The sequence below is a fragment of the Mesorhizobium sp. M0772 genome (genome assembly GCF_040320135.1).
In the GTDB taxonomy this organism is placed as follows: domain Bacteria; phylum Pseudomonadota; class Alphaproteobacteria; order Rhizobiales; family Rhizobiaceae; genus Mesorhizobium.
This window is the reverse complement of record NZ_JAMYPB010000074.1, coordinates 1-19563: the sequence shown is the minus strand read 5'-3', so window position 1 is coordinate 19563 and position 19563 is coordinate 1. Positions and strand designations below refer to the sequence as shown.

Sequence of the window (19563 nt, the reverse complement as noted above, 5' to 3'; positions counted from 1 at the left end):
CTTGCCAACACTCTCTCGCAAGGGCCGATAAGCGATACCGTTGCCCACAACATGGCACGCAATGGTCTGCTGCAAGCAGCGCGTTGCAATGCCGACTTGCGCCTGCAGGTGCAATCGGCCATTCTTACCGTAGGTGCGTACCTTGTCGTCAGGCAGGAGGCTACGGCCGGGGTCATGATTGTCAGTTCGATCATGATGGGGCGTGCGCTGGCTCCGGTCGATCTGGCCATTTCAAGCTGGAAACCCTTCCTCATTGCGCGCCAGAGTTGGGCGCGGCTGGAGGACCTCTTGGAAAAGGTTCCTGAAACCGCTCCTGTTGTGCCTATGCCTGCACCTGAACGCGAACTGCGCCTCGAAAGCGTGACAATCGTTCCGCCCGGTGAAAGCAAGCCGACCGTGACCGGCCTTGCGTTTGCCATTCAGGCGGGAAGCGCACTTGGGGTCATCGGCGCATCGGGTTCGGGCAAGTCGACACTCTCGCGCGCCATCGTCGGCGCATGGACGCCGGTCGCCGGGAAGGTTCGCATCGACAGCGCAAGCCTCGATCAATGGGACCGGGAAGCACTAGGCCGCCATATCGGCTATCTGCCGCAAGGTGTTGAACTGTTCGACGGCACCATTGCCGAAAACATTGCTCGTTTTGAACATGATCCTGACCCTGAGGCTATTGTCGCCGCGGCGAAAGCAGCGGGCACGCACGAACTGATCCTCCGATTTGAGCACGGATACGAAACTCCGATTGGTGAGGTCGGATCGGCACTTTCCGCCGGGCAGCGCCAGCTTATCGGTCTTGCCCGTGCCCTTTATCGAGACCCTTTCCTTGTTGTGCTGGATGAACCCAATATCCATCTCGACGCGGAAGGCGAAGCTGCAGTCGCTAAGGCGATCGCCTCCGTGCGCGAGCGCAAGGGCATTGCGGTTGTTGTCTGCCATCAGCCGAGCGTCATCCGCGCCGTGGATTTGGTGTTGGTGATGGAAGGTGGACGGCAGCGATCATTCGGTGCGCCTTCCAAAGTCCTGAAGGCCATCGAGTCTACACAGGATAACATGGCAGAGCGCGCTGACATGGAGGATACCGGTGTCCGGCATTGATCAGAACAATGACGTTTCAAGCTCCATTCGCCGCCACCTGGTGGCGGGCCTTCTGGCGAGCGTGATCTTTGTGGGAGGAGCCGGAGCCTGGGCGAACTTCACGAATCTGTCCGGTGCGGTTGTAGCGTCCGGACACTTTGTCGTCGTTTCCTATGTCAAGAAGGTGCAGCACCCGACTGGCGGGGTGGTGGGAGAAATCCTTGTGCGCGAAGGCGATAAAGTAAAAGCCGGCGACATCCTCATGCGGCTCGATGCCACCCAGGCGCGCGCTAATCTCGCCATAGTCACCAAGCGGCTCGATGAGCTGGCCGCCTACCTGGCAAGACTCGATGCTGAGCGTGACGATCTCGCGGAAATCCCCTTCCCGGACTGGCTACTCGCCCGAAGAGATGTTCCGGACGTAGCTTCGGCAATAGATAGCGAGACGTTGCTGTTCGAATTCCGCAGGCAATCCCGCGACGGGAAGCAGGCGCAATTGGCGGAACGCATTACTCAATATCACCACGAGATCGAAGGACTCAAGGCGCAGGAAATTGCTTGTGAAAAAATGATCCAGGTTCTCCAAAAGGAAATTGCTGTTCTAAGTGGGCTGCGCAACCAAGGCATTGTCTCGGACCAACGGTTGAACAGCCTGAAGATCCAGGTTGCCACTTTCGGTGGCGAACGCGGTGAGAAGATCGCAGATCAGGCACAGACGGCAGCCCGCATAGCCGAAACGCGCCTCCAGATCCCGCAGATCGATCAGGATTTCAAGTCGGAAGTGGGCCAGGAGCTCAGAGAGGTTCAGGCGCAGGTCGGGGAGTATGTTGAGCGCAAGGTGGCGGTTGAACAGGAACTGCGGCGGATCGATATCGTCGCGCCGCAGTCAGGCACCATTCAACAACTCGCAGTTCATACGGTCGGCGGAGTGATTACGCCCGCCGATCCGATCATGCTAATCGTGCCGGAAGGCGACGATCTTGCGCTTGAAGTACGAATCACCCCGAAGGACATCGACCAAATCCAGCTTGGTCACAAGGCCGTGCTGCGGATGTCAGCCTTCAATCTGAGAACCACGCCGATATTGAACGGATATGTCAGCCGGATCGCAGCGGATCTGGCGACGGATGAAAAAAACGGCATTTCGTACTACCTGGTGCGCCTGTCGGTTCCGCAGGCGGAACTGACGAAGCTCAAGGGCCTGACGCTCGTGCCCGGTATGCCGGCCGAAGCAATGGTCCAGACGGGCGAGCGTACGGCGCTTTCCTATTTCGTGAAGCCGCTGTCGGACCAAATCAGTCGGACATTCCGGGAGGAATGAAGTAACCCACCAGAATATATTGTTGGTATTTCTGTTGGTTGTCCGCAGGCCATGTGCGTGGTAAGATCTGAAAGCACAGACATTTCCTACTTGCCCCTGGGCACCACTTGTTTCTGTAATATTCAGCTCATGTTACACCATGTAGCAACTGAGTATCCTTGGTTTCCGGCGGTTTTTACTGATGCGCGGCTGATGGACGCGACATGAAACGCGACATGAAAAACCCGCCACCAGCAGCAGCGGGCTGTTCGTTTCTCTTCTGCGGAATGAAAGTCAGTCAGTGCCGCGTGGCTGACATCGCCTCGAACATATCCCAAGCCGCATCTCGGTTTCGGTGCTTGCCGGGAATGGGGACCCAGCACTGCTTCGCAAAGATCCGAGCTTCTAGATCGTCGTCAGGATGCGTATCGGTGACAAGCGCCGCCCAGTCCCACTTCCGGGCTTCGCGGCGCATCACGTCGACCACAAACCAGCCGGAAGGCGGTCGATCACGTTCGGTCGTTCGCATGGCAGTTTCCTTCTGAACGAAAGATCATTGCCGTTCACTCAGCGGCCTGAAGTCAACGCCGACAGTCTGCAAGACGAGCAGCGCACGCGTGGCTGGCGAGGGCACCGTTTCCCATGTCGGGCTATAACTCTCGGTCATCGTAGCGGGAAATGGTAATGCGCCGCAAGAGTGTTGCAGGGCACGAGGGCTGTTTGGCGGTAGGGGTTGCGCTCGCCAGGGTAGATGTCGCGCATAAGCAGCAGACGTTCGAAGAACAGCCACTCACTGTAGGCTTGCAGCAGTTCCTCCTGGGAGGGCAGAGGCGCCGGTTGCGGCGAGACATGCGCCGCGGCCGCGCCTCTTATGCCCGGAATAGAGGCGATGGCACCGAGCAGGGCGCGGGAAAATCTTCTAAGGGAAGGCAGCGGCCATAGCTTCGCCGGCCTCCAGAAGAGGGGTGTTAGGCATTTGGGTCTGCATTTGCGATAACGTTGCACTAATGGTATAAGGCTGCACATATCGTACAGTCGCACTTTATGTAAGGTTTAACTAAAATGACAATTTCGCCATCTCAATGCCGGGCAGCCCGGGCGCTTGTTGGATGGTCGCAGGATCAGCTGGCAGCGGCCTCCCAGGTGGCCAAGACGACCATTGCCAATTTCGAAGCTGGCAAGCGGACGCCATACGACCGCACGTTGGTCGACCTGCAGGCCGCTCTGGAGGCTGCCGGGGTTGAGCTCATTCCGCAGAATGGAGGAGGCGCCGGCGTGAGGCTCGCAAAGCCGTAGCCGGGCCGGCGCTTGCGTTCGCGCTCAACCGGCGCGAAGCTGCCTTTTGAGGAACGGGAGGGCATACGTATGGCAATCAGCTATCGGGCGACGACAACGATCCGGCTCAACACGGATGGCATATGGGGTGCTTGGATGTTGATCGTGTCTCCGCTGGTGCAGGCGATTAGCTGGTACTACTATTTTGCGAAGCCGGACTATGGATGGCTCGGCCTTATTGCCCTCACCAGCGTGACAGTGCCCTGCGGCTTCGTGCTGCTACTGATCGGCCGCGACTATGACAGTATCGTCGGCGAGACGAACTGACGCCTCGCCGATGGATCGGCGCGATGCCCAAGGACAATACGTCTGGCATGCAGCGGGGGGAGGAAGACCTAGGCTGGCGCGTCCCGATGGGCTTTGCCGCGTCGCTCTGGCTGCATTCCTGCTTGGAAGGCATTGGCCCGACTACTCGACGATCTGCCGAGATGGCCAAGGCGGCGCCATTTGCGCCCGAGAATGGATCGGCGCGGATGTGGCCTGGATCGGCCAGCTGAGCACGGAGGGGCGTTGGATCGTCATCTCTGGCGATCGACGCATTACCCGGAACAAGGTCGAATATGCTGCATTTCGAAGCTCTCGGCTCGTCGGGTTTTTTCTTTCGAAGGGCCTCTACAAGGCTCCGGTCGTCAAGCAAATGGAGCGGCTACTCGCCCTTTGGTGCACGATCGAAAAGCAATCGGAAATTGTCGCGGGCGGCGCGATGTTCGAACTTCCAATAAAGAGCACGCGCATCGAGCAACTGAAGGTGTAGTCTAAAGGCAATCGCTACACTTTCGCTTTCCGCCAGCCCGCCCACCACGCTTCCCATTGTGAGCAGAACCAGCGCTCTCCTCGAGCTGGGTTGACGCGCGTAGCAGAGTAATATTCCTGCCCCGGCATATGGTAGATATGCTCGCCGCGCTCGTTAATGTTGCCCTTGATATCGCAGCCCGCCTCGCGGACAGCCGCGTTGCTGGCCGACGAATCGCCGCCATGGTGAACGCGCGGCAGCTCGTGCCGATCGTCGCCGACTGCAAGATAGCCCGCGGAAGTCGCCCCGAGCATCACCAGAACGGCGGCGAGACGATAGCGGAAAAGCGAGCGCCACCAAGGCCGTCGCCTCTCCAACCTCCTGGCATGAACAGAATTGCCCATGATCCCTTCCCCGAGGCGAGAATGCATCGTCTGAAGCCCGGAGTCCAGTATCAGGCCGCAGCGCTGTAGCCCGCTTCCTTGATGCGGCGCCCGAGACGCTACAGGCGCGAGACATGGTCGGCATGACCGCTTCCCTCCTGATGGTGGCGCTTGGCGCCTGGCCCTATCGCTCCCGTGAGAGTAGGCCAGGAGGTCAGGAAGCGTGGCATGTAGGACTATGGTCCGCGTTGCGGCGAACCCCACCAAGCGGAGATCGCCAATGGCCCAGAACCAAACCTTCCGAACAGCTTTCTCGGGCTGAAATCCGAGCGCTTTCTGGCGGCAGCCGAAGCGGCTGCAAAAGAGCATCGTCGGGCCGCTTCTGCGATCGATTGCGCTCAGAAGACGGAAACCCGTCAACTCCACAATACAAGTATTTGGCCCGGAACATTAGTGGTCCCTTAAGCACTTCTCCACAATCGGTACTTGTCCGGCTTGGCGCGTTTTGCTAATGAGTCCGTACAAACGGGGGTTTGGATAATGTCGAAACGCAATTTCCTGTCACCAATGGCCTTGTCGGCCACGATGATTCTCGGCGGCCAAGTTCAGGCTGCAGTCCTTGTCGAATCGGCAAATCAGCCTTCGACCAAGCTCGCTGAAGCTGGCACTGTCCCGGCGGACCTCGGCTACGGTGAGGTGCTAGACCGCTCAAATGGTACGGACGTTATCATGGCGTACCACACCAGCCATTCGAGCCATGCTAGTCACGGGTCTCACTGCTCTGGCTACAGCTATTGTTGATGGCGGACACCCCTCGCGAGAGCGAGCTCGTCCAGACTGCCCAAGTCAAGTTTGATCTGTCAGTCTTCAGCCTCGACTGTGTAAAGCGCGCAGCGTATCGGGTAACCGGCAACGCTGCGGTTGAGATCACGATCGAGGGCGGCTTCGCAGTATGCACGATCAACTTCAGCAAGGCGGCCGCGCGAACTTCGGCCGACGCAGCGGTAGAAAGACTGCGGCTAGAGGTCTTGGATCAGGACCTGCGTAGCAGCATCGCCGCCGAAACCGCCACTGTTAGAAACGCGATACTGGCGCTTGCGTTTTCCAGATCGGGCCTGCAGTCCGATGACTAAGTTTGCTCCGGCAACTGAGTTCCAACGACCGTTGGACGACACTTATCAGCTCGCGTACTTCCGTTTTTCCCAGTTGGACGACGAGCGGTATGTGCTGACCAACCAAGCGGGCGAATATCTGGTATTGCCGCGCGCCGTGCTGGCTTCGTTCATCAGGCACGAGCTTCCCAGCACACACCCCGCCTACTCCCGCCTGCGCAGCAGGCAGTTCCTCTTTGATGCATCCTCCAATATCGGCAAGGAGCTGCTGGCGCTGAAGGTTCGGACCAAGGCAAGAAGGCTTGAGAACTTCACCTCCCTTCACATCATGGTCGTGTCTTTGCGGTGCGAGCACTCCTGCCCCTACTGTCAGGTATCTCGCCAAAGCGAAGATCGTTCAGCCTTCGATATGTCAGAGGAGACTGCCGAGAAGGCGTTGGCGCTCATTTTCCAGTCTCCAAGTCCGGCTATCAAGATCGAGTTCCAAGGCGGCGAGCCGCTTCTGAATTTCCCGTTGATCCAACACGTCGTGCATCGGGCTGAAGCGATCAACAAGGTCGCCGGGCGGTCGCTGCAATTCGTCATCACGACGAATCTCGCCGTCATCACCGACGAAATCTTGGAATTCTGTCGCGAGCACAGGATTCTAATTTCAACGTCGCTCGACGGACAGGCCACTCTTCACAATGCGAATCGACCGCGCCCGGGAAAGAACAGCTACGAATTGGCTGTGGCAGGTATCCACAAGGCCAGACTGGCTCTCGGCCATGAACGCGTCAGCGCACTTATGACAACGACCAAAGCCAGTCTTCCACTGGCGCGCGAGATCATTGACGAATACGTGCGGCTAGATTTCCCCGGAATATTCCTTCGGCCGCTTTCCCCTTACGGCTTCGCGGTCAAGACGAAATCCTACGCAGCCTATGACGTGGACCGCTGGCTCGATTTCTACTTCGACGGGCTGAATTACATCCTGGAACTGAACCGTAACGGCATTCCTTTCAAGGAGTTTTACGCGGCCACCATCCTTACAAAGATGCTCACGCCTTTCGAGCCAGGATATGTGGATCTTATGAGCCCGGCAGGCATCGGTATCTCCGCCGTTGTCTATAACTATGACGCCAGCGTCTACGCGTCCGACGAAGCACGAATGTTGGCCGAAATGGGCGACAAGACATTTCTGCTCGGGAATGTCCACGAAAACACCTATGGCGAGATTTTCGGGTCCGACGCTCTCCTCGATCCTATCGAGCAATCTTTTGCAGGCTCCGTACCGATGTGCGCCGACTGCGCTTACGAGCCGTTCTGTGGCTCCGATCCAGTATTCCATACCGCAACGCAGGGCGACTTTGTTGGCCTCAAAACGCGGTCGGGATTCTGCAATCGCAATATGTCGATCTTCAAGAGGCTGATCGACCTTATGGAGAGGGACGTTACCGCCCGAGAACTCTTTCTAAGTTGGGCGAATTAGGATGTTGCGACTGAGTGGCTTCGCTGCGTCAGCAAGCGTCGGTGATTTCTCACAGCGAGTGGCACTTAGGCTCGTGACGGGCCAAGCTGACCAAGCGCCTAACCGAGAACATGATGCGTATCTTTTCAAGGGGCAGACGTTTCATCCTGAATGCCAGTGGGTTGTCACCTTTGAGGAGCATCGGCCGGAAGCTGAGCGACTGTTTTCAGACCGACGACTAGTCGTTCTGCCCCACGAGTTCGACTACCTTAGCGAAGGAGACGTCATCCGCTTTGTGCCGGATCGGAAGGCAGTGCGTGTCCTGTTCAGAAAGGATGCCAACGCGAACTATTTCCTCGTAACGGAGCGGTGCAACCACCTGTGTTTGATGTGCTCCCAGCCACCCAAAGACGTTGATGATCGCTGGTTGGCGAGGGAGATTTTGGATGTGCTGCCCCTGCTGCCCGTAACGACCCCGTTTCTCGGGATCACTGGCGGTGAGCCAACGCTGGTGGGTGAGGACTTTTTTGACATTTTGTCATCAGCTCGTGACCACCTTCCGTCTACGCCGGTTCATATTCTTTCCAATGGCCGGACATTCAAGGATCGGCAATTCGCAGAGCGCTATCAAGGGATTGGACATCCTAGTCTTTCGGTCGGCATACCGATCTATTCCGCCGACCCGGAAGTTCACGACTACGTGGTTCAGTCCAAAGGCGCCTTCGATGAGACCGTCCGCGGGATCATGAACCTGAAGGCCGTCGGGGCTGAGGTTGAGATACGAGTTGTCGTTCACAAGCAGACCTATGAAGGTCTCGTCGACCTGTCAGATTTCATTTTTAGAAACCTCACCTTCGTAGACCACGTGACGTTTATGGGACTGGAGATCACTGGCTTCACAAGGGCAAATATGGATAAGCTCTGGATGGACCCGTACGACTATCGAAGTGAGTTGCGGGCGGCTGTGCAATATCTGGCTGCGGCTAGGATCAATGTTTCAGTCTACAATCACCAGCTCTGTCTTCTTGATGGCTCTATCCACAAGTATGCAAAGCGATAGATTAGTGACTGGAAAAATGCGTACATGAACGAGTGCACAAGCTGCTCCAAGCGCGCCGAATGTGGTGGCTTCTTTTCATCTAGCCACCTTGCACGAAGCTCCCATATCTCGGCGTTTCAAACAAAATAGAACATCAGATTGGTTGACAATTACCAAAGCCGTTCGCCCGGTGGGATAACCTAGCCTAAATCTTAGAAATACAATCTGTGCGCTGCTGACTCGGATAGCGATTGGAGAGAATATGACCTTCGATTTTAAAAATGCGTCCAAGGCGGAGCTTCGAATTGAGTATAAACGTATCGCCGATGAAATCGGCGACGATCAATTTTTTACAAAGAAAGAGCTAAATCACCTTCCGGAGATTCTTTCAGACGGTGAGCAGGTATTGGCATTCACTTCTGGGCTCATGGACGGCGACACGTGGCTCATCACCCTGACAGACCGACGTATCATCTTTCTCGACAAAGGAATGATCTACGGCCTGAAGCAGGCCAGCATAGGCCTTGACAAGGTAAATGCTGTTAGCGGCAAAACGGGGCTCATCTTTGGTTCGATCACCATCGAAGACGGAGCTTCGCAGCGGCACATCAGCAACGTTTGGAAGAAGACTGTTGTCAAATTCGTCAATAAGGTTAGGGATGCACTGGAGCAGAGAAGGCAGCCAGCTCCAGTCTACAATCAACCGCAGGGTACCGACGTGGTGTCAATGCTTGAGCGTCTCGGCGCTTTGAAGGCGAACGGAATCATCACAGATCAAGAATTCGAACAGCAAAAAAGAAAAATACTGGCGGGATAATGGAATTTATAGGGGTCGTTGTCGGGATTATACTCTTCGTCTCTATTTATTTTTGCGTCGGCATTACCCTGCGCTTCATTTGGGAGTGGTGGATACTCGCTATGTCGACCCCATCGCTTTTTGCGGCAGCTCTGCTGTACGGGTGGATTGGTGCACTTGTATCCATAAGCCTTTGGGCCTGGACGCTTACCTTGAATAACTCGTGGCACTCGAGTGCGGTATATTTCAGAGGCGCAGATTGGCTTGATAGGCGGTTTAATTTCAAGGATACCTAGCCGCTGCGGTTCCTTGCGCCCAGAGCCGTTATGACTGTTGGCGGGGCTTTAGTTTTTTTGTCGAGGAAATTCAATGAAAGTAACGTCATCGGATTGACGGCAGCATTTCTACTCGGCTGCACCGCTTCCGCATACGCTGATTGCTTGGGTGAAAGCGACTACAGGGTCTGCACAGATTCCTATTCCGGTACGAATGGGGATCAACATGTGAGATCGTACGATACCGAAGGGAATAACTATTCGATTGACACCGAAACTCTTCGCTTACCGAACGGAGGCCAAGAGGTCACCAGTAGCGATAGCGAAGGAAACTCCTACTCCATTCGCTCCTGGACAGACAGAACCGGAACTCATTCCGTGGACACTGAAGGCAACGAATGCACCATCACGCCATCAGGTACGATGATTGGATGCGGGGAATAGGTGCGATGCGATGAAGAAGTTCGGCGTCTTTGGCTGCACTGGTTGCGTAGCCGCCATTATCATAGCGTGGCTGCTCGGTGTGCGCATATTGGTAGTTCAACCGATCGGAGCCATTCCTGAGGGTGTAACTGCCATAGTATATGGGGTTCCGGATCTGCATCTCGTTGACAGTCCGGATCCATCTGCCAACGAACCCAAGGGGGCGTCAGTCTCCTATGTAGAGGAATGACAGCTGCGGCAATTGCCAACCACGGCAAGATCCTTGCTCGGCTACCCTACAGCGAGATGCTTTTTCGTCTTAGCGGCGCTCCCGTTCTTGACCGGTAAGCCGGACGGCTTTCGATTTGCGCATATGTTGTTGTTGCACATCAGGGTATACCTGGAAGTGACACCAAAGCGTCGGGTTCAGCAGGGTTGCGCTGGGCAGCCCGGTCAGCGTCCGACACTTGCGGACGCTCCGTTATAAGACATTCCCTCTTCCTCTCGGGGGCGCGCGCGCCACTGTTCGACCCGCTCGTCGACCCATCCTACGGATGGAGGCCAGGACTTCGACTTGCTGGCCGTTTATGGACCGGCCGCTGGGTTGCTTTTCGGCATCGGCACACCAAGAAGCTTTGGACGCCTACGAGGTAGTGGCAGCTCGCTGAAGCGCCTAGCTCGCCTAATCACTTCGGATAAGATCGTCGTAAAGCGAGAGATATACGAAGCTCCGCCAAACGGGGGGTGCGGCTCGCAGCAGCAACAAATTTGCATCAGGCTTCACGGAAGCTCTTGAAAAGATTGCCGGGCGCAAAGACCATACCCCGCCGTGGGACATGGCCGGTGCAGTTGGGGGGTGCTTGTGAGGCCCCACTCTGCCTAAGATATAGGCATATTAGCAAACGAGCAAATTATCTCGCAATGCCACCTTGAAGGCTCAACCGCGAAGCCAACTTAATTCCGAGAGAGCGGACGGAACTGGTGAGCGCTTTGTCGAACCCCGGAAGCAGTGAGCATCTTTGGGCTTCGGACCTTGCCGACCTGCGCAAGGAGTTTGGAAAGTTTCGTCAAGAGCGCGGGACAACGCCCCTTGAGTGGGACGAGCACACCAAGCTGTTCCTTGAAGAACGACGGGAACGCCGCCGGGAACCGGATTTGTCCGAGCCGTTGGGGAATGGCTAGGCTAGCGTCGCGATCATCATTCACCTTCCGACGTGGGGGTCTTGTTGTCAGCCCTTCGAACGCATGCACACACCCCCCCGGAACTTTTGCCGGGTCGCCGTGTTCGTTGGTGATGACGAAAATTGTTGACCTTGGACCGCCTAAGCCCGGCAAGCCACATGACGCTGACTGGCCGGAGCATTTCCATGCGTGCCCCATCTGCGGCCAGCAGGTCGACCGACACGACTTCCGGCAGGTGATGTGACACGAGCAGCCCGATCACGAGCCGCTCGATCTCAACCAATAAAAAGCCTGCCGCCCTTCCGGCCGCGCGGGCGGACGACAGAGACGTCACACCGCAAGCCTCACCAGCAATGGAACAATCGGCCATCACCGTCGCGGCCCTGAGGGTACCCAGCCGCAGGAGGGTCCTAAAGCCGCACAACCTTGTCGAGATGCAGGCGTATCCGCTGGCCTTCCGCGAAGGCCAGTGCGAACGATTCCAGGGCGAATGAGCGTGAAATTTCCTGGTCAGTTTCAATGACGCGGACGACCCATTCGCCACTGGCTCCGACCACTTCCACGCAAGGCGCGGCCTTGCAGATTGGCACCACGTTGCCCATCACGTCCTCCCTACGAAAAGCAATGGCGAGTCGACTTAAAACCGTCGTAGCCGGTAGATCTATAACAAATTGCTTGTTCGGATCGGACGAACCAACCTGGATGGGCAATACGACCGGGGGCTAATGCCACTTCGGTCAGGCGAACCCTCCGGGGAACCTCCCGTGAGATAGCCTCTGCTTCAGGTCGTTGGCATTCAGGATGGCGGCCAGCTCTTCGGCATACTCCATGTCGGGAAGGTCGACAGATGGGTGGCCCGCTACAATAGCCGGCAGCCCGGTGAACACGTCGAATACCGTCCACGTCCCATCCGGTTCCTGCCTTTCGTCGTACCGCAGAGTTGCCATGAGGGGATCATATAGTCACCCTTAGGTGTTGGGAATATTTGGTCCACGGAGGCTCGCGATGCGGAGCGCTGAGTTCGCCGCTTTGAAGATTGCCAATCTCGTCGACAGAGATCAGGCCGCTCAATCTGCGATCGAACTTTATGGGATGGAAGCACCGACCGCCGTGGCGCACTGCGCTTTGGAGGCGCATTTCGACGGTCGACCAGATGACTACCGCTTTTGGTGCGATGTCTTTCCCAACTGAGAAAACCAAACTGACGGAACTTTGCCGCAGCATCTTGTTCGGTCGCGCATGGCTAGAATAGCCGACCTTGGACCGCCTATCCCCGGCAAGCCACACCAACCGCAGGACGGTGACTAGATTTCACGCATGCCCGATCTGCGGTCAGCAGGTCGACAAACGCGATTTCCGCCAGGTGATGTGGCACGAGCAACCAGATCACGATCCGCTTGAACTGGATCAGTGAGGCAGGAACAACTTGGCAGCCTTCAGGGCCACGTCACACTAGGAAGGAAAGGCCGGACCCTTTGCCGCCGGCCGGTGAACCTTGTGGTTCCAAATTCGTCCTCGACCTTCGCAGTGGCTGCATCGCCCGTAATGTCGAGCGATGCGACTGCCCAGTTGGGGCTGGTGTTCGGCGGCAAGGCCGCACTCATCACCTCGCCGACATAGGCATCGACACTCAGCCATGGAGCTCGAAGAGATCGCGGCTATCTACCCGTTCTATCAGCAAACCGGGTATGGGCGGAAAGTGGGCGTAGGCCGACCATGTGGTTGTCGACGCCGAGATGCGCAGTGCTGGTATCGGCGCCAAACTGATGGGGCGGATCGAGAAGGAAGCAGCGCGTTTCGGCTGCGACATCACCCGCATCTCGATACGAGCGCACACACAAATTCTACAGCCTAAACGGTTAGGCCGATGATGCGCTCGTTCTGGTCAGCCACTGAGTGCGTGGGCCGAGGCAGAGTTCCCACAATATGCTGCGCACAAAGTAGCGACAGAGCGGGCCTAGAAGCGACATAGCGCCGGGTGTGAACGCGAACGCAGCCGGCGCCCGAATGCGTTCAGCGAGCGCCGTCGCGTCCACCTTGCCTTTCTTTGACGGCCCTGTGTTCAGCTTCCCACGGCAACGCGTGGAAGTCGGGCTGGTGCCCCGCTTCACGGTAGCCAGCCTGAGTGAGTAACTTGCTTTGTCCCGCTCCACAACGCAAACAAACGGCGGATTCCCCAAGCACCTATAAACGCCTACAGCTTTTTCCATGCGACAGGTGTGCTGCGGGTGCTCGAAGATGTCGTCCTTCATTGCGATGACAGAACAGGGAGCGAGGACAACTCTTTTTTTGATTGCAGAGAGAGTCTGGGCGGGCTTCTTAGCGCGTCGATTCGCTTCGAGGCCTCGGCTTTGCTTAGATCTTCGGCGTAGCTTCTGTCGTCGCCCGCCTGCTCACATCTGGTGTGGTCACTGCGCTCGGCTACGGCACCACGGGGCTTTCTATAGGTCAGCGGGTGTTCGGCCTCGCGGACTGGCATCGCGACGGCACCCTCGCCGAGTATGTTGCCATGGAGGCCCGTAACCTCGCGCCGCTGCCCGGCGATGTCGACTTTACGGTGGGCGCTAGCCTGCCGATCTCCGGCCTAACTGCATGGCAGGGGCTGTTCCAGCATGGCCGCATCAAGGCCGGGCAGAGCGTTCTCGCGCATGGCGCTGCCGGTGCCGTCGGTTTGATGGTGGCGCAGCTTGGCAGGGAGGCTGGAGCCTATGTGATCGGCACCGGGCGTGCTGCCGACCGCCAGAAAGCGCTCGACTTCGGTGCAAATGAATTCCTCGACCTCGCAAAAGACACGCTTGAAGATGTAGGCAGCGTCGATCTGGTGTTCGATGTCATCGGCGGCGATATCCAGAAGCGATCCGCAACGCTCGTCCGCGTCGGAGGTATCCTTGTCACAGTCGTCGGACCATCGGACATTCGAGCTGCCGATGGCCTGACCGTTGACTTCGTCGTCGAGGCTGATCGCCCTCAGCTCTCTGAGATAGTGCAGCGGATCCGCGATGGACGACTGCGGACGAACATTGGCAAGGTTTCGAGCTTGGATGATGCCATCGGCACCTTCAACTCAACGGACCGACGCGCAGGAAAGACGGTTGTCCGCGTTCGTCCGTGAGAACTTGGGAGAGGAGGCCGGTCCTCTCTCCGTATGGCCGCCTCTGGCAGCTGACACGGTGGGGTGCAAATCAGCGCCTGTCGCGGGATTTAGCCATCGTAGGGCGGTGTTTGCGGGAACCTGCTTTGTACGTTTCCGACTCTTGCCTTTTTCGGAAAGTGACCCACAGAATAGCTGATTGAGGTTCTATCTCTCTGGGAGGATGGGATGGACATTCAAGCACCTGTTCGGCCTGCGCAGCAAACGGCCAAGGAGCTGGTCCGCGAGGTCCTGTTGGGCTCTCAACCCGGCGACATTATTTCCGTCAAAGCGACCATTGTAGCGGTCCGTGAGCGCGGCGGCGATCTTCTCGAAACTGACTGCCAGTTAGTCGAAATGATCGTCAAATCAGCCTCCGTTTGCGGACTGTTCATCGCCTTTGACGTTCGAGAGGCGTGATGCCCCACCGTTGGTTCAACCCTCCAGTTTATGTGAAGACTGAGCGCCCGGGGCTTCTCCTTGGTGTCAACCGGGTTGATGCCGCCGCCGAGGAGCTCCTAAAGTGGTCCAATCGTGGCCCCAAGTGGCGGCTGGCGGCCGAGGCTTGCCTATCTGCGATGGATGGCAAAATGCCGGGTAATGACTTCCGGCTGCTGTTCGAAGCCGCGGCTGATGAAGAGGAGATGCTGCTGCCGGATTAACAACGCTATACGACGAGACCATTCGGGTCTGTTCGCGTTGCGAATTCACCGGCAACGGGCATCTATGCCGTCCGGCTACCGAGCGACGCCCCAGATGGACAGTTGTTCGCCGGTGGGCGTACCATAGGGCCGGGGGTGACCGATGGAGGTCACATGGTTGATGAAGAGCATCGCCGCGAACGGAGGCAGCGGGTGCTTAAAGGCGCCTCAATCATCAGCGGAATTACAAACTCCGAGATCAGTTGCACCATTCGGAACCAAAACAGTGGCGGAGCTGAGCTCAAAGTCCCGGTGGAATCGCGTGTCCCTGAGCGGTTCGTGCTTTACGTGCCGACCGACGGCGTTGCCTACCAAGCAGTCCTGCGGTGGCGCAGGAACGACCGAATTGGGGTTCAATTTACAGGAACGTTGCCAAAGCCGCGTCTCCACTATGGCTAAGCAGCGCCGGTGCATTGGCTTTGCGAAATTTGGACACTCTCCGGCGCTCCGCACGTGTTCCATGGCAGTCATACTTTAGAGGTTACCCCCCGGCGAACCTTCGCTTCAGGTCGACATGGTCAGAAGGCTGAAGATCACGGGAATATTCCTCGTCCAGATAGTTAGCCAGACGCCCACGCGCTGCGGGGGTACCCAGTGAAGACATCAAACACCGTCCCGCTTTCGGCGGGTTCCTTCCTCAGGTCGTAGCTTTGGGAAGCCATGCCGTCACTAGGTAAGTCTGCGGTCCAGTTCTCAAGCAGTGATCGACATTCCTGTTGGAATGCGGGTTCTACAGCAGATTCGGTTTCAAGGATCGCGAGGGGTTGGCTCAATGCATCATGAGCGACCCAGCATTCTCAGAAACCGGCACCCGTCTGCGCAGCCTTATCGTGCAGATAGGTAGAGTCAAAATCTGCGGCGCGAACGAGCCCTGCCCAGTCGGGCGCATGAAAACGCGAGCCAAGGGTAGATATCAGACCGTCGCGTCGAAGGTCCTGAAGCACTCGGTTCACGTGCACGGAGGAGAGGCCTAGTGCGTCGCCAAGTGCAGCCTGCGTTATCGGGAGATAGGCCACATGATCTTCAATGCGACCGACCGAGCGAAGGCGGACAATAAGTTCGCAAAGAATGTGAGCCATACGCGAGTAGGCGTCGCGCCTTCCGACGTTGGTGACCCACTCTCGATAGATCGCCGCATCGATCACAGTGGAGCGCCAAAACACTCTCGTTATCGAAGAGTGCTGGTCGCAAATGGCGCGAAGATCGTCGTGCCGCATGAAGCCCACTCGAGAGGGCATCAGAGGGGTGAACGTGCAATCCATGACCGACAAATGCAAACCATGCAGGTCGGGAATGTCGCCCGGAACAAAAAAGGAGGATATCTGACGCTTGCCCTCCCCGGTTAGTTTGGTCGACCCTATCAAGCCGTCAAGAACGACGAAGGAAAGGCTCGGCTTATCGCCCTCGCGCAGAATGTCTTCGTTGGCCTGATATCTCTTCTCCTGAATCGAGATGTTCCCCAAGGTCGCAATGTCTGATTCTGCGAGTTCCGAGATGGCTTGGAGCTTGCGGATCAACATTTTGAAAGAAGGATCATGTGCCATCAAGAACCTGTTCGTGTTTGCTCTCAACTTTTAGTTGGCGCTAATGTTCCCGCTGCCTAGGGAGACGAAGGCCAATGGTCAGTGCGTCGATGATGCGGGCAAAGTTCAGCTGTCCTCAATCCTTTTCGCCTGCCGCACCCTGTTCGAAACGGCTGGATCACAACCTGCTTTCCACCGGATTAACGAGTGCTATTGCGCGCCAGGAACCTTAAGAGTTCGCAGCCGTTCAACTGTTGGGGCGCACGAAGCAGGCTTTCAATGTCATCGGGTTCCGTGCTGTTCGTGGAGACGTCGAGAACTCTCCGGGAGGCCGGGTTCGAGGTGGTCGCCGGCTTAAGGGGCCTTGAAGCGATTGGGACTTTCGGTCGTGAGCCGGAGCGAGTTGTGGCTCTCCTGACAGATATCAGACTTGGGGACGGCCCAAGCGGGTGGGATGTGGCCCGGCACCTCCGAGGCGCCGATCCTACTATGCCAGTTATGTCGATGCCATGGCCTGCTACGCAATTGACCGACATCAAATCGACATCCTGTCTCTCGGCTGCGTTGAATTGGAGTTCGCCTTCACCAAGGGCCAAATCGCCAAGGGCGGTATCAGGCACTGGCGCGAGATCATTTCTGCCGCCATGCGCCTGCAAAGCCAGAATGCACTGGGCCAAGCTGGGCTGCTGGTAGGACGAGACCGTCTACTACGCGTCGACGGAGCACCTATGAAGTCTAATCCGATCGACCTCGACGACTACACCCGGTCCGCCGCAGAGTTACCTGTTTATTGCTGCCTCACTGGTCAAGCAACATGAGGAACGGCTGGCGGCGCTTTTCGCTGCGCCGCGTCCACCCTACAAAGCGGTGTATGGGCCAAGGTCTCAGGACCCGTAAATAGCCACCTGTTCTTCGCACGATGTCGGCTTTCAGAAACCGCCTAAAGCGATCCCGATATTGGGCGCAATGGCCATCCGTTCTGATTAAGTCGTCTTGGCCAGCCGTGGTCTTCACTCGACCCCGCATGATGAGGTATGACCAAGAAGGATGTAGACTCAACCGGAAGAGACAAGGTGCAGGTGCAAGGCATTGAGAGAAATAGCAGGAACCGAACCAATCCACAGGAATATTTTGTTGGTATTTATGTTGGTAGCAGATGCGGAAACATTCCCCTAAGTATCTGAAAGCAAAACGGGATTTTCTTCACTTGAATTCCGCCTCTGGGCACCATCCCCCCTTCTCCCGGCACTCCCTTTCACCGAACCTTCTACGCTGCAGCTTCTGCAACTGCTTGGGATTGTTGGTCTTTTGCAGTCGCATTGCGCGGTTAAGCGGGACACGGAGCGCTTCAGGAGCATTTGGTCCAACGAGGCGGGGGGATGGTATTTCCGTTGGTATTCGACATCCTGATGGTATCGAAACAGCCAAGGGAGACCTGACGAATGCCCCTCTCCGACGTGAAATGTCGAAATGCCCGCCCTGCTTCCAAGCTCGTGAAATTATCTGATGGGGGCGGGCTGCAGCTATGGGTACAGCCCACGGGCTCTCGCCTCTGGCGTCTCGCCTACCGCTTTGACGGCAAGCAGAAACTGCTCGCGCTGGGCAGCTATCCCCTTATCTCTCTCGCCGAGGCACGGGAGGCGCGCGATGACGCTAAAAGGCTTTTGCTAGCTGGCGTCGACCCTGGAAAGGAACGCAGCTTGCGGAAGGCCGATTCGGCAAAGGACTCCTTTCGCTCAATAGCGGACGAATATGTTGACAAACTAAAGAAGGAGGGACGTGCCGACCGGACCATCAGCAAGGTCAAATGGCTGCTCGACTTTGCCTATCCGATAATTGGCGACAAGTGCATTCGGGAGATCGACCCGGCCACCATCCTTACCGCCCTCCGCCGCGTGGAGGTTCGCGGTCGATACGAGTCGGCCAGGCGACTGCGCTCCACGATCGGCAGCGTGTTTCGATACGCAATCGCGACCGCACGCGCCGAGACAGATCCGACCTTCGCCCTAAGAGGCGCACTCATCAGTCCGACGGTAACGTCTCGCGCCGCGATTACCGATCCGAAGGCCTTGGGCGGTTTGCTGAGGGCGATCGATGCATTTGACGGACAGCCTACAACCCGGGCCGGTCTGATGCTGATAGCGCTGCTGTTTCCCCGCCCCGGGGAGCTTCGCGTCGCTGAATGGGAAGAGTTCGATTTTGAAAGCTCGGTGTGGACCATCCCTGAAGCACGCATGAAAATGCGACGGCCGCACCGCATACCCCTATCAAAGCAGGCGATCAGCGTCCTGACTTCACTCAGGGAAATTTCTGGTGGTGGATCGCTGCTGTTTCCTAGTGTTCGATCGGCTTCACGTCCGATTTCCGACAATACGCTAAACGCCGCACTGCGTCGTATGGGTTACGGCAAGGAAGAAGCTACCGCGCACGGCTTTCGAGCAACGGCATCAACTTTGCTGAACGAATGCGGCGAGTGGCATCCGGACGCGATAGAGCGGCAGCTGGCCCACATTGAGAACAACGACGTTCGGCGCGCCTATGCCCGGGCAGAGCACTGGGAGGAGCGCATCAACATGATGCAGTGGTGGGCCGATTATCTGGATGAACTCAAGAGCAAAAACCCGCGGGTGAACTCAACCGAGGGACGCCGCAAGCCTGCTGTCCATACAATAACACGACCATCCACTTTGAACCCAACAGCGGCCGTTCATCAAAGGCCGATACAAATCTCCAACCCCCGGAAATCATACTGACCGTCGAAAACGCCGAAACTCGTCGCCAAGTCATAGGCCCGGAGGGGTCAGCTTTCTTTCCAGGACACTATTAAGGCGGATGATGACGGTTGGTTCGGGGCCGAAAGCGGAAGTGCCGTTTTCGGGTTCCTGGGTTAAATTGCCCCCTCACGCCTCGAGCTTTTCGCAGCGTCAAAACGGCTGTGGAGGGATTGGCAGGCTATACCGGTGACGAAGCGCACATGTGACGCACCGAGGATAAGTAACCCCGCTTGGTCACGAGGGCGCTGCCGACCGGTTGGTCGAAACTGGCGCTGGTACTCGCTATTCACGAAATTGCCGATCACCCTGACGAGGTCCACTAAGCAATGGTGAACG

Annotated in this window: 21 protein-coding genes and 2 pseudogenes; 17 read left to right on the top strand and 6 right to left on the bottom strand. The window is 57.2% G+C overall.

The window, feature by feature from the left end; translation table 11 throughout:
- On the top strand, nucleotides 1-1092 hold a 1092-nt coding region (locus NKI06_RS28955), incomplete at its 5' end, for a type I secretion system permease/ATPase (RefSeq protein WP_352987796.1).
- Entirely contained in the window at nucleotides 1079-2392 is a 1314-nt protein-coding gene (locus NKI06_RS28950) for an HlyD family type I secretion periplasmic adaptor subunit (RefSeq protein WP_352987795.1), read from the top strand. The genes NKI06_RS28955 and NKI06_RS28950, both read left to right, overlap by 14 nt.
- A 277-nt stretch (nucleotides 2393-2669) precedes the next feature.
- On the opposite strand, the gene NKI06_RS28945 is transcribed toward NKI06_RS28950, so the two are convergent.
- On the bottom strand, nucleotides 2670-2900 hold the full coding sequence (locus NKI06_RS28945) for a hypothetical protein (protein ID WP_031202508.1): 231 nt from the start codon (nucleotides 2898-2900) through the stop codon (nucleotides 2670-2672).
- A gap of 533 nt (nucleotides 2901-3433) precedes the next feature.
- Here NKI06_RS28945 and NKI06_RS28940 point away from each other — a divergent pair.
- The 3 genes and pseudogenes from NKI06_RS28940 to NKI06_RS28930 all read left to right on the top strand — a co-directional run.
- Nucleotides 3434-3661, top strand: a pseudogene (locus tag NKI06_RS28940) (helix-turn-helix domain-containing protein); the annotation flags it as partial.
- 75 nt (nucleotides 3662-3736) lie between these two features.
- A complete protein-coding gene (locus tag NKI06_RS28935) occupies nucleotides 3737-3973 on the top strand; it encodes a hypothetical protein (RefSeq protein WP_023687371.1) in 237 nt (78 codons plus the stop codon).
- Nucleotides 3974-3983: 10 nt separating this feature from the next.
- On the top strand, nucleotides 3984-4460 hold the full coding sequence (locus NKI06_RS28930) for a PIN-like domain-containing protein (protein ID WP_352796290.1): 477 nt from the start codon (nucleotides 3984-3986) through the stop codon (nucleotides 4458-4460).
- Nucleotides 4461-4474: 14 nt separating this feature from the next.
- Here the strand turns inward: NKI06_RS28930 and NKI06_RS28925 are convergent, their stop codons facing one another.
- The gene (locus tag NKI06_RS28925) at nucleotides 4475-4843 is read right to left on the bottom strand and encodes a sunset domain-containing protein (RefSeq protein ID WP_084566736.1); all 369 of its coding nucleotides are present in this window, start codon (nucleotides 4841-4843) and stop codon (nucleotides 4475-4477) included.
- Nucleotides 4844-5622: 779 nt separating this feature from the next.
- Here NKI06_RS28925 and hxsD point away from each other — a divergent pair.
- From hxsD to NKI06_RS28905, 4 genes are all read left to right on the top strand, one after another.
- A complete protein-coding gene (gene hxsD, locus NKI06_RS28920) occupies nucleotides 5623-5955 on the top strand; it encodes a His-Xaa-Ser system protein HxsD (protein ID WP_023672253.1) in 333 nt (110 codons plus the stop codon).
- Between the two features lie 31 nt (nucleotides 5956-5986).
- Nucleotides 5987-7405, top strand: a complete 1419-nt coding sequence (hxsB, locus tag NKI06_RS28915; protein ID WP_198025817.1) for a His-Xaa-Ser system radical SAM maturase HxsB — start codon at nucleotides 5987-5989, stop codon at nucleotides 7403-7405.
- A gap of 1 nt (nucleotide 7406) precedes the next feature.
- A complete protein-coding gene (hxsC, locus tag NKI06_RS28910; RefSeq protein ID WP_352987794.1) occupies nucleotides 7407-8444 on the top strand; it encodes a His-Xaa-Ser system radical SAM maturase HxsC in 1038 nt (345 codons plus the stop codon).
- 241 nt (nucleotides 8445-8685) lie between these two features.
- Entirely contained in the window at nucleotides 8686-9240 is a 555-nt protein-coding gene (locus tag NKI06_RS28905; RefSeq protein WP_023672256.1) for a PH domain-containing protein, read from the top strand.
- Between the two features lie 2269 nt (nucleotides 9241-11509).
- Here the strand turns inward: NKI06_RS28905 and NKI06_RS28900 are convergent.
- The gene (locus tag NKI06_RS28900; RefSeq protein ID WP_031202512.1) at nucleotides 11510-11701 is read right to left on the bottom strand and encodes a hypothetical protein; all 192 of its coding nucleotides are present in this window, start codon (nucleotides 11699-11701) and stop codon (nucleotides 11510-11512) included.
- A 135-nt stretch (nucleotides 11702-11836) separates the two neighbouring features.
- A complete protein-coding gene (locus tag NKI06_RS28895; protein WP_023672260.1) occupies nucleotides 11837-12046 on the bottom strand; it encodes a hypothetical protein in 210 nt (69 codons plus the stop codon).
- Nucleotides 12047-12104: 58 nt separating this feature from the next.
- Here NKI06_RS28895 and NKI06_RS28890 point away from each other — a divergent pair, with 58 nt between their 5' ends.
- Nucleotides 12105-12290 carry a Y4oE-related protein gene (locus NKI06_RS28890; RefSeq protein WP_023687381.1) on the top strand — a complete coding sequence of 62 codons (186 nt, stop codon included), beginning with the start codon at nucleotides 12105-12107 and terminating at the stop codon, nucleotides 12288-12290.
- Between the two features lie 527 nt (nucleotides 12291-12817).
- Entirely contained in the window at nucleotides 12818-12970 is a 153-nt protein-coding gene (locus NKI06_RS28885) for a GNAT family N-acetyltransferase (protein ID WP_352496840.1), read from the top strand.
- Between the two features lie 377 nt (nucleotides 12971-13347).
- Here NKI06_RS28885 and NKI06_RS28880 read toward each other — a convergent pair whose 3' ends face one another.
- Nucleotides 13348-13578 (bottom strand): DUF3072 domain-containing protein, encoded by a 231-nt coding sequence (locus NKI06_RS28880; RefSeq protein WP_156935977.1) that lies wholly within the window; start codon nucleotides 13576-13578, stop codon nucleotides 13348-13350.
- On the opposite strand from NKI06_RS28880, the pseudogene NKI06_RS28875 reads away from it, so the two are divergent.
- From NKI06_RS28875 to NKI06_RS28860, 4 genes and pseudogenes are all read left to right on the top strand, one after another.
- Nucleotides 13501-14211, top strand: a pseudogene (locus tag NKI06_RS28875) (NADP-dependent oxidoreductase); the annotation flags it as partial. The gene NKI06_RS28880 and the pseudogene NKI06_RS28875 sit on opposite strands and share 78 nt — an antisense overlap.
- Nucleotides 14212-14418: 207 nt before the next feature.
- Nucleotides 14419-14649 (top strand): hypothetical protein, encoded by a 231-nt coding sequence (locus NKI06_RS28870; protein WP_352793043.1) that lies wholly within the window; start codon nucleotides 14419-14421, stop codon nucleotides 14647-14649.
- The gene (locus NKI06_RS28865) at nucleotides 14649-14891 is read left to right on the top strand and encodes a DUF982 domain-containing protein (protein ID WP_023687383.1); all 243 of its coding nucleotides are present in this window, start codon (nucleotides 14649-14651) and stop codon (nucleotides 14889-14891) included. The genes NKI06_RS28870 and NKI06_RS28865 overlap by 1 nt, the downstream gene beginning before the upstream one ends.
- A gap of 153 nt (nucleotides 14892-15044) precedes the next feature.
- Nucleotides 15045-15329, top strand: a complete 285-nt coding sequence (locus tag NKI06_RS28860) for a PilZ domain-containing protein (RefSeq protein ID WP_084566741.1) — start codon at nucleotides 15045-15047, stop codon at nucleotides 15327-15329.
- Between the two features lie 398 nt (nucleotides 15330-15727).
- Here the strand turns inward: NKI06_RS28860 and NKI06_RS28855 are convergent, their stop codons facing one another.
- Nucleotides 15728-16474 (bottom strand): Crp/Fnr family transcriptional regulator, encoded by a 747-nt coding sequence (locus NKI06_RS28855; RefSeq protein WP_023687384.1) that lies wholly within the window; start codon nucleotides 16472-16474, stop codon nucleotides 15728-15730.
- Between the two features lie 488 nt (nucleotides 16475-16962).
- Between NKI06_RS28855 and NKI06_RS28850 the strand changes: the two genes are divergently transcribed.
- Complete coding sequence (locus tag NKI06_RS28850) at nucleotides 16963-17271, top strand: patatin-like phospholipase domain-containing protein (RefSeq protein WP_352987793.1); 309 nt, start codon at nucleotides 16963-16965, stop codon at nucleotides 17269-17271.
- A gap of 624 nt (nucleotides 17272-17895) precedes the next feature.
- Nucleotides 17896-19206, top strand: a complete 1311-nt coding sequence (locus tag NKI06_RS28845) for a tyrosine-type recombinase/integrase (RefSeq protein WP_023704526.1) — start codon at nucleotides 17896-17898, stop codon at nucleotides 19204-19206.
- Nucleotides 19207-19563 lie beyond the last annotated feature (357 nt).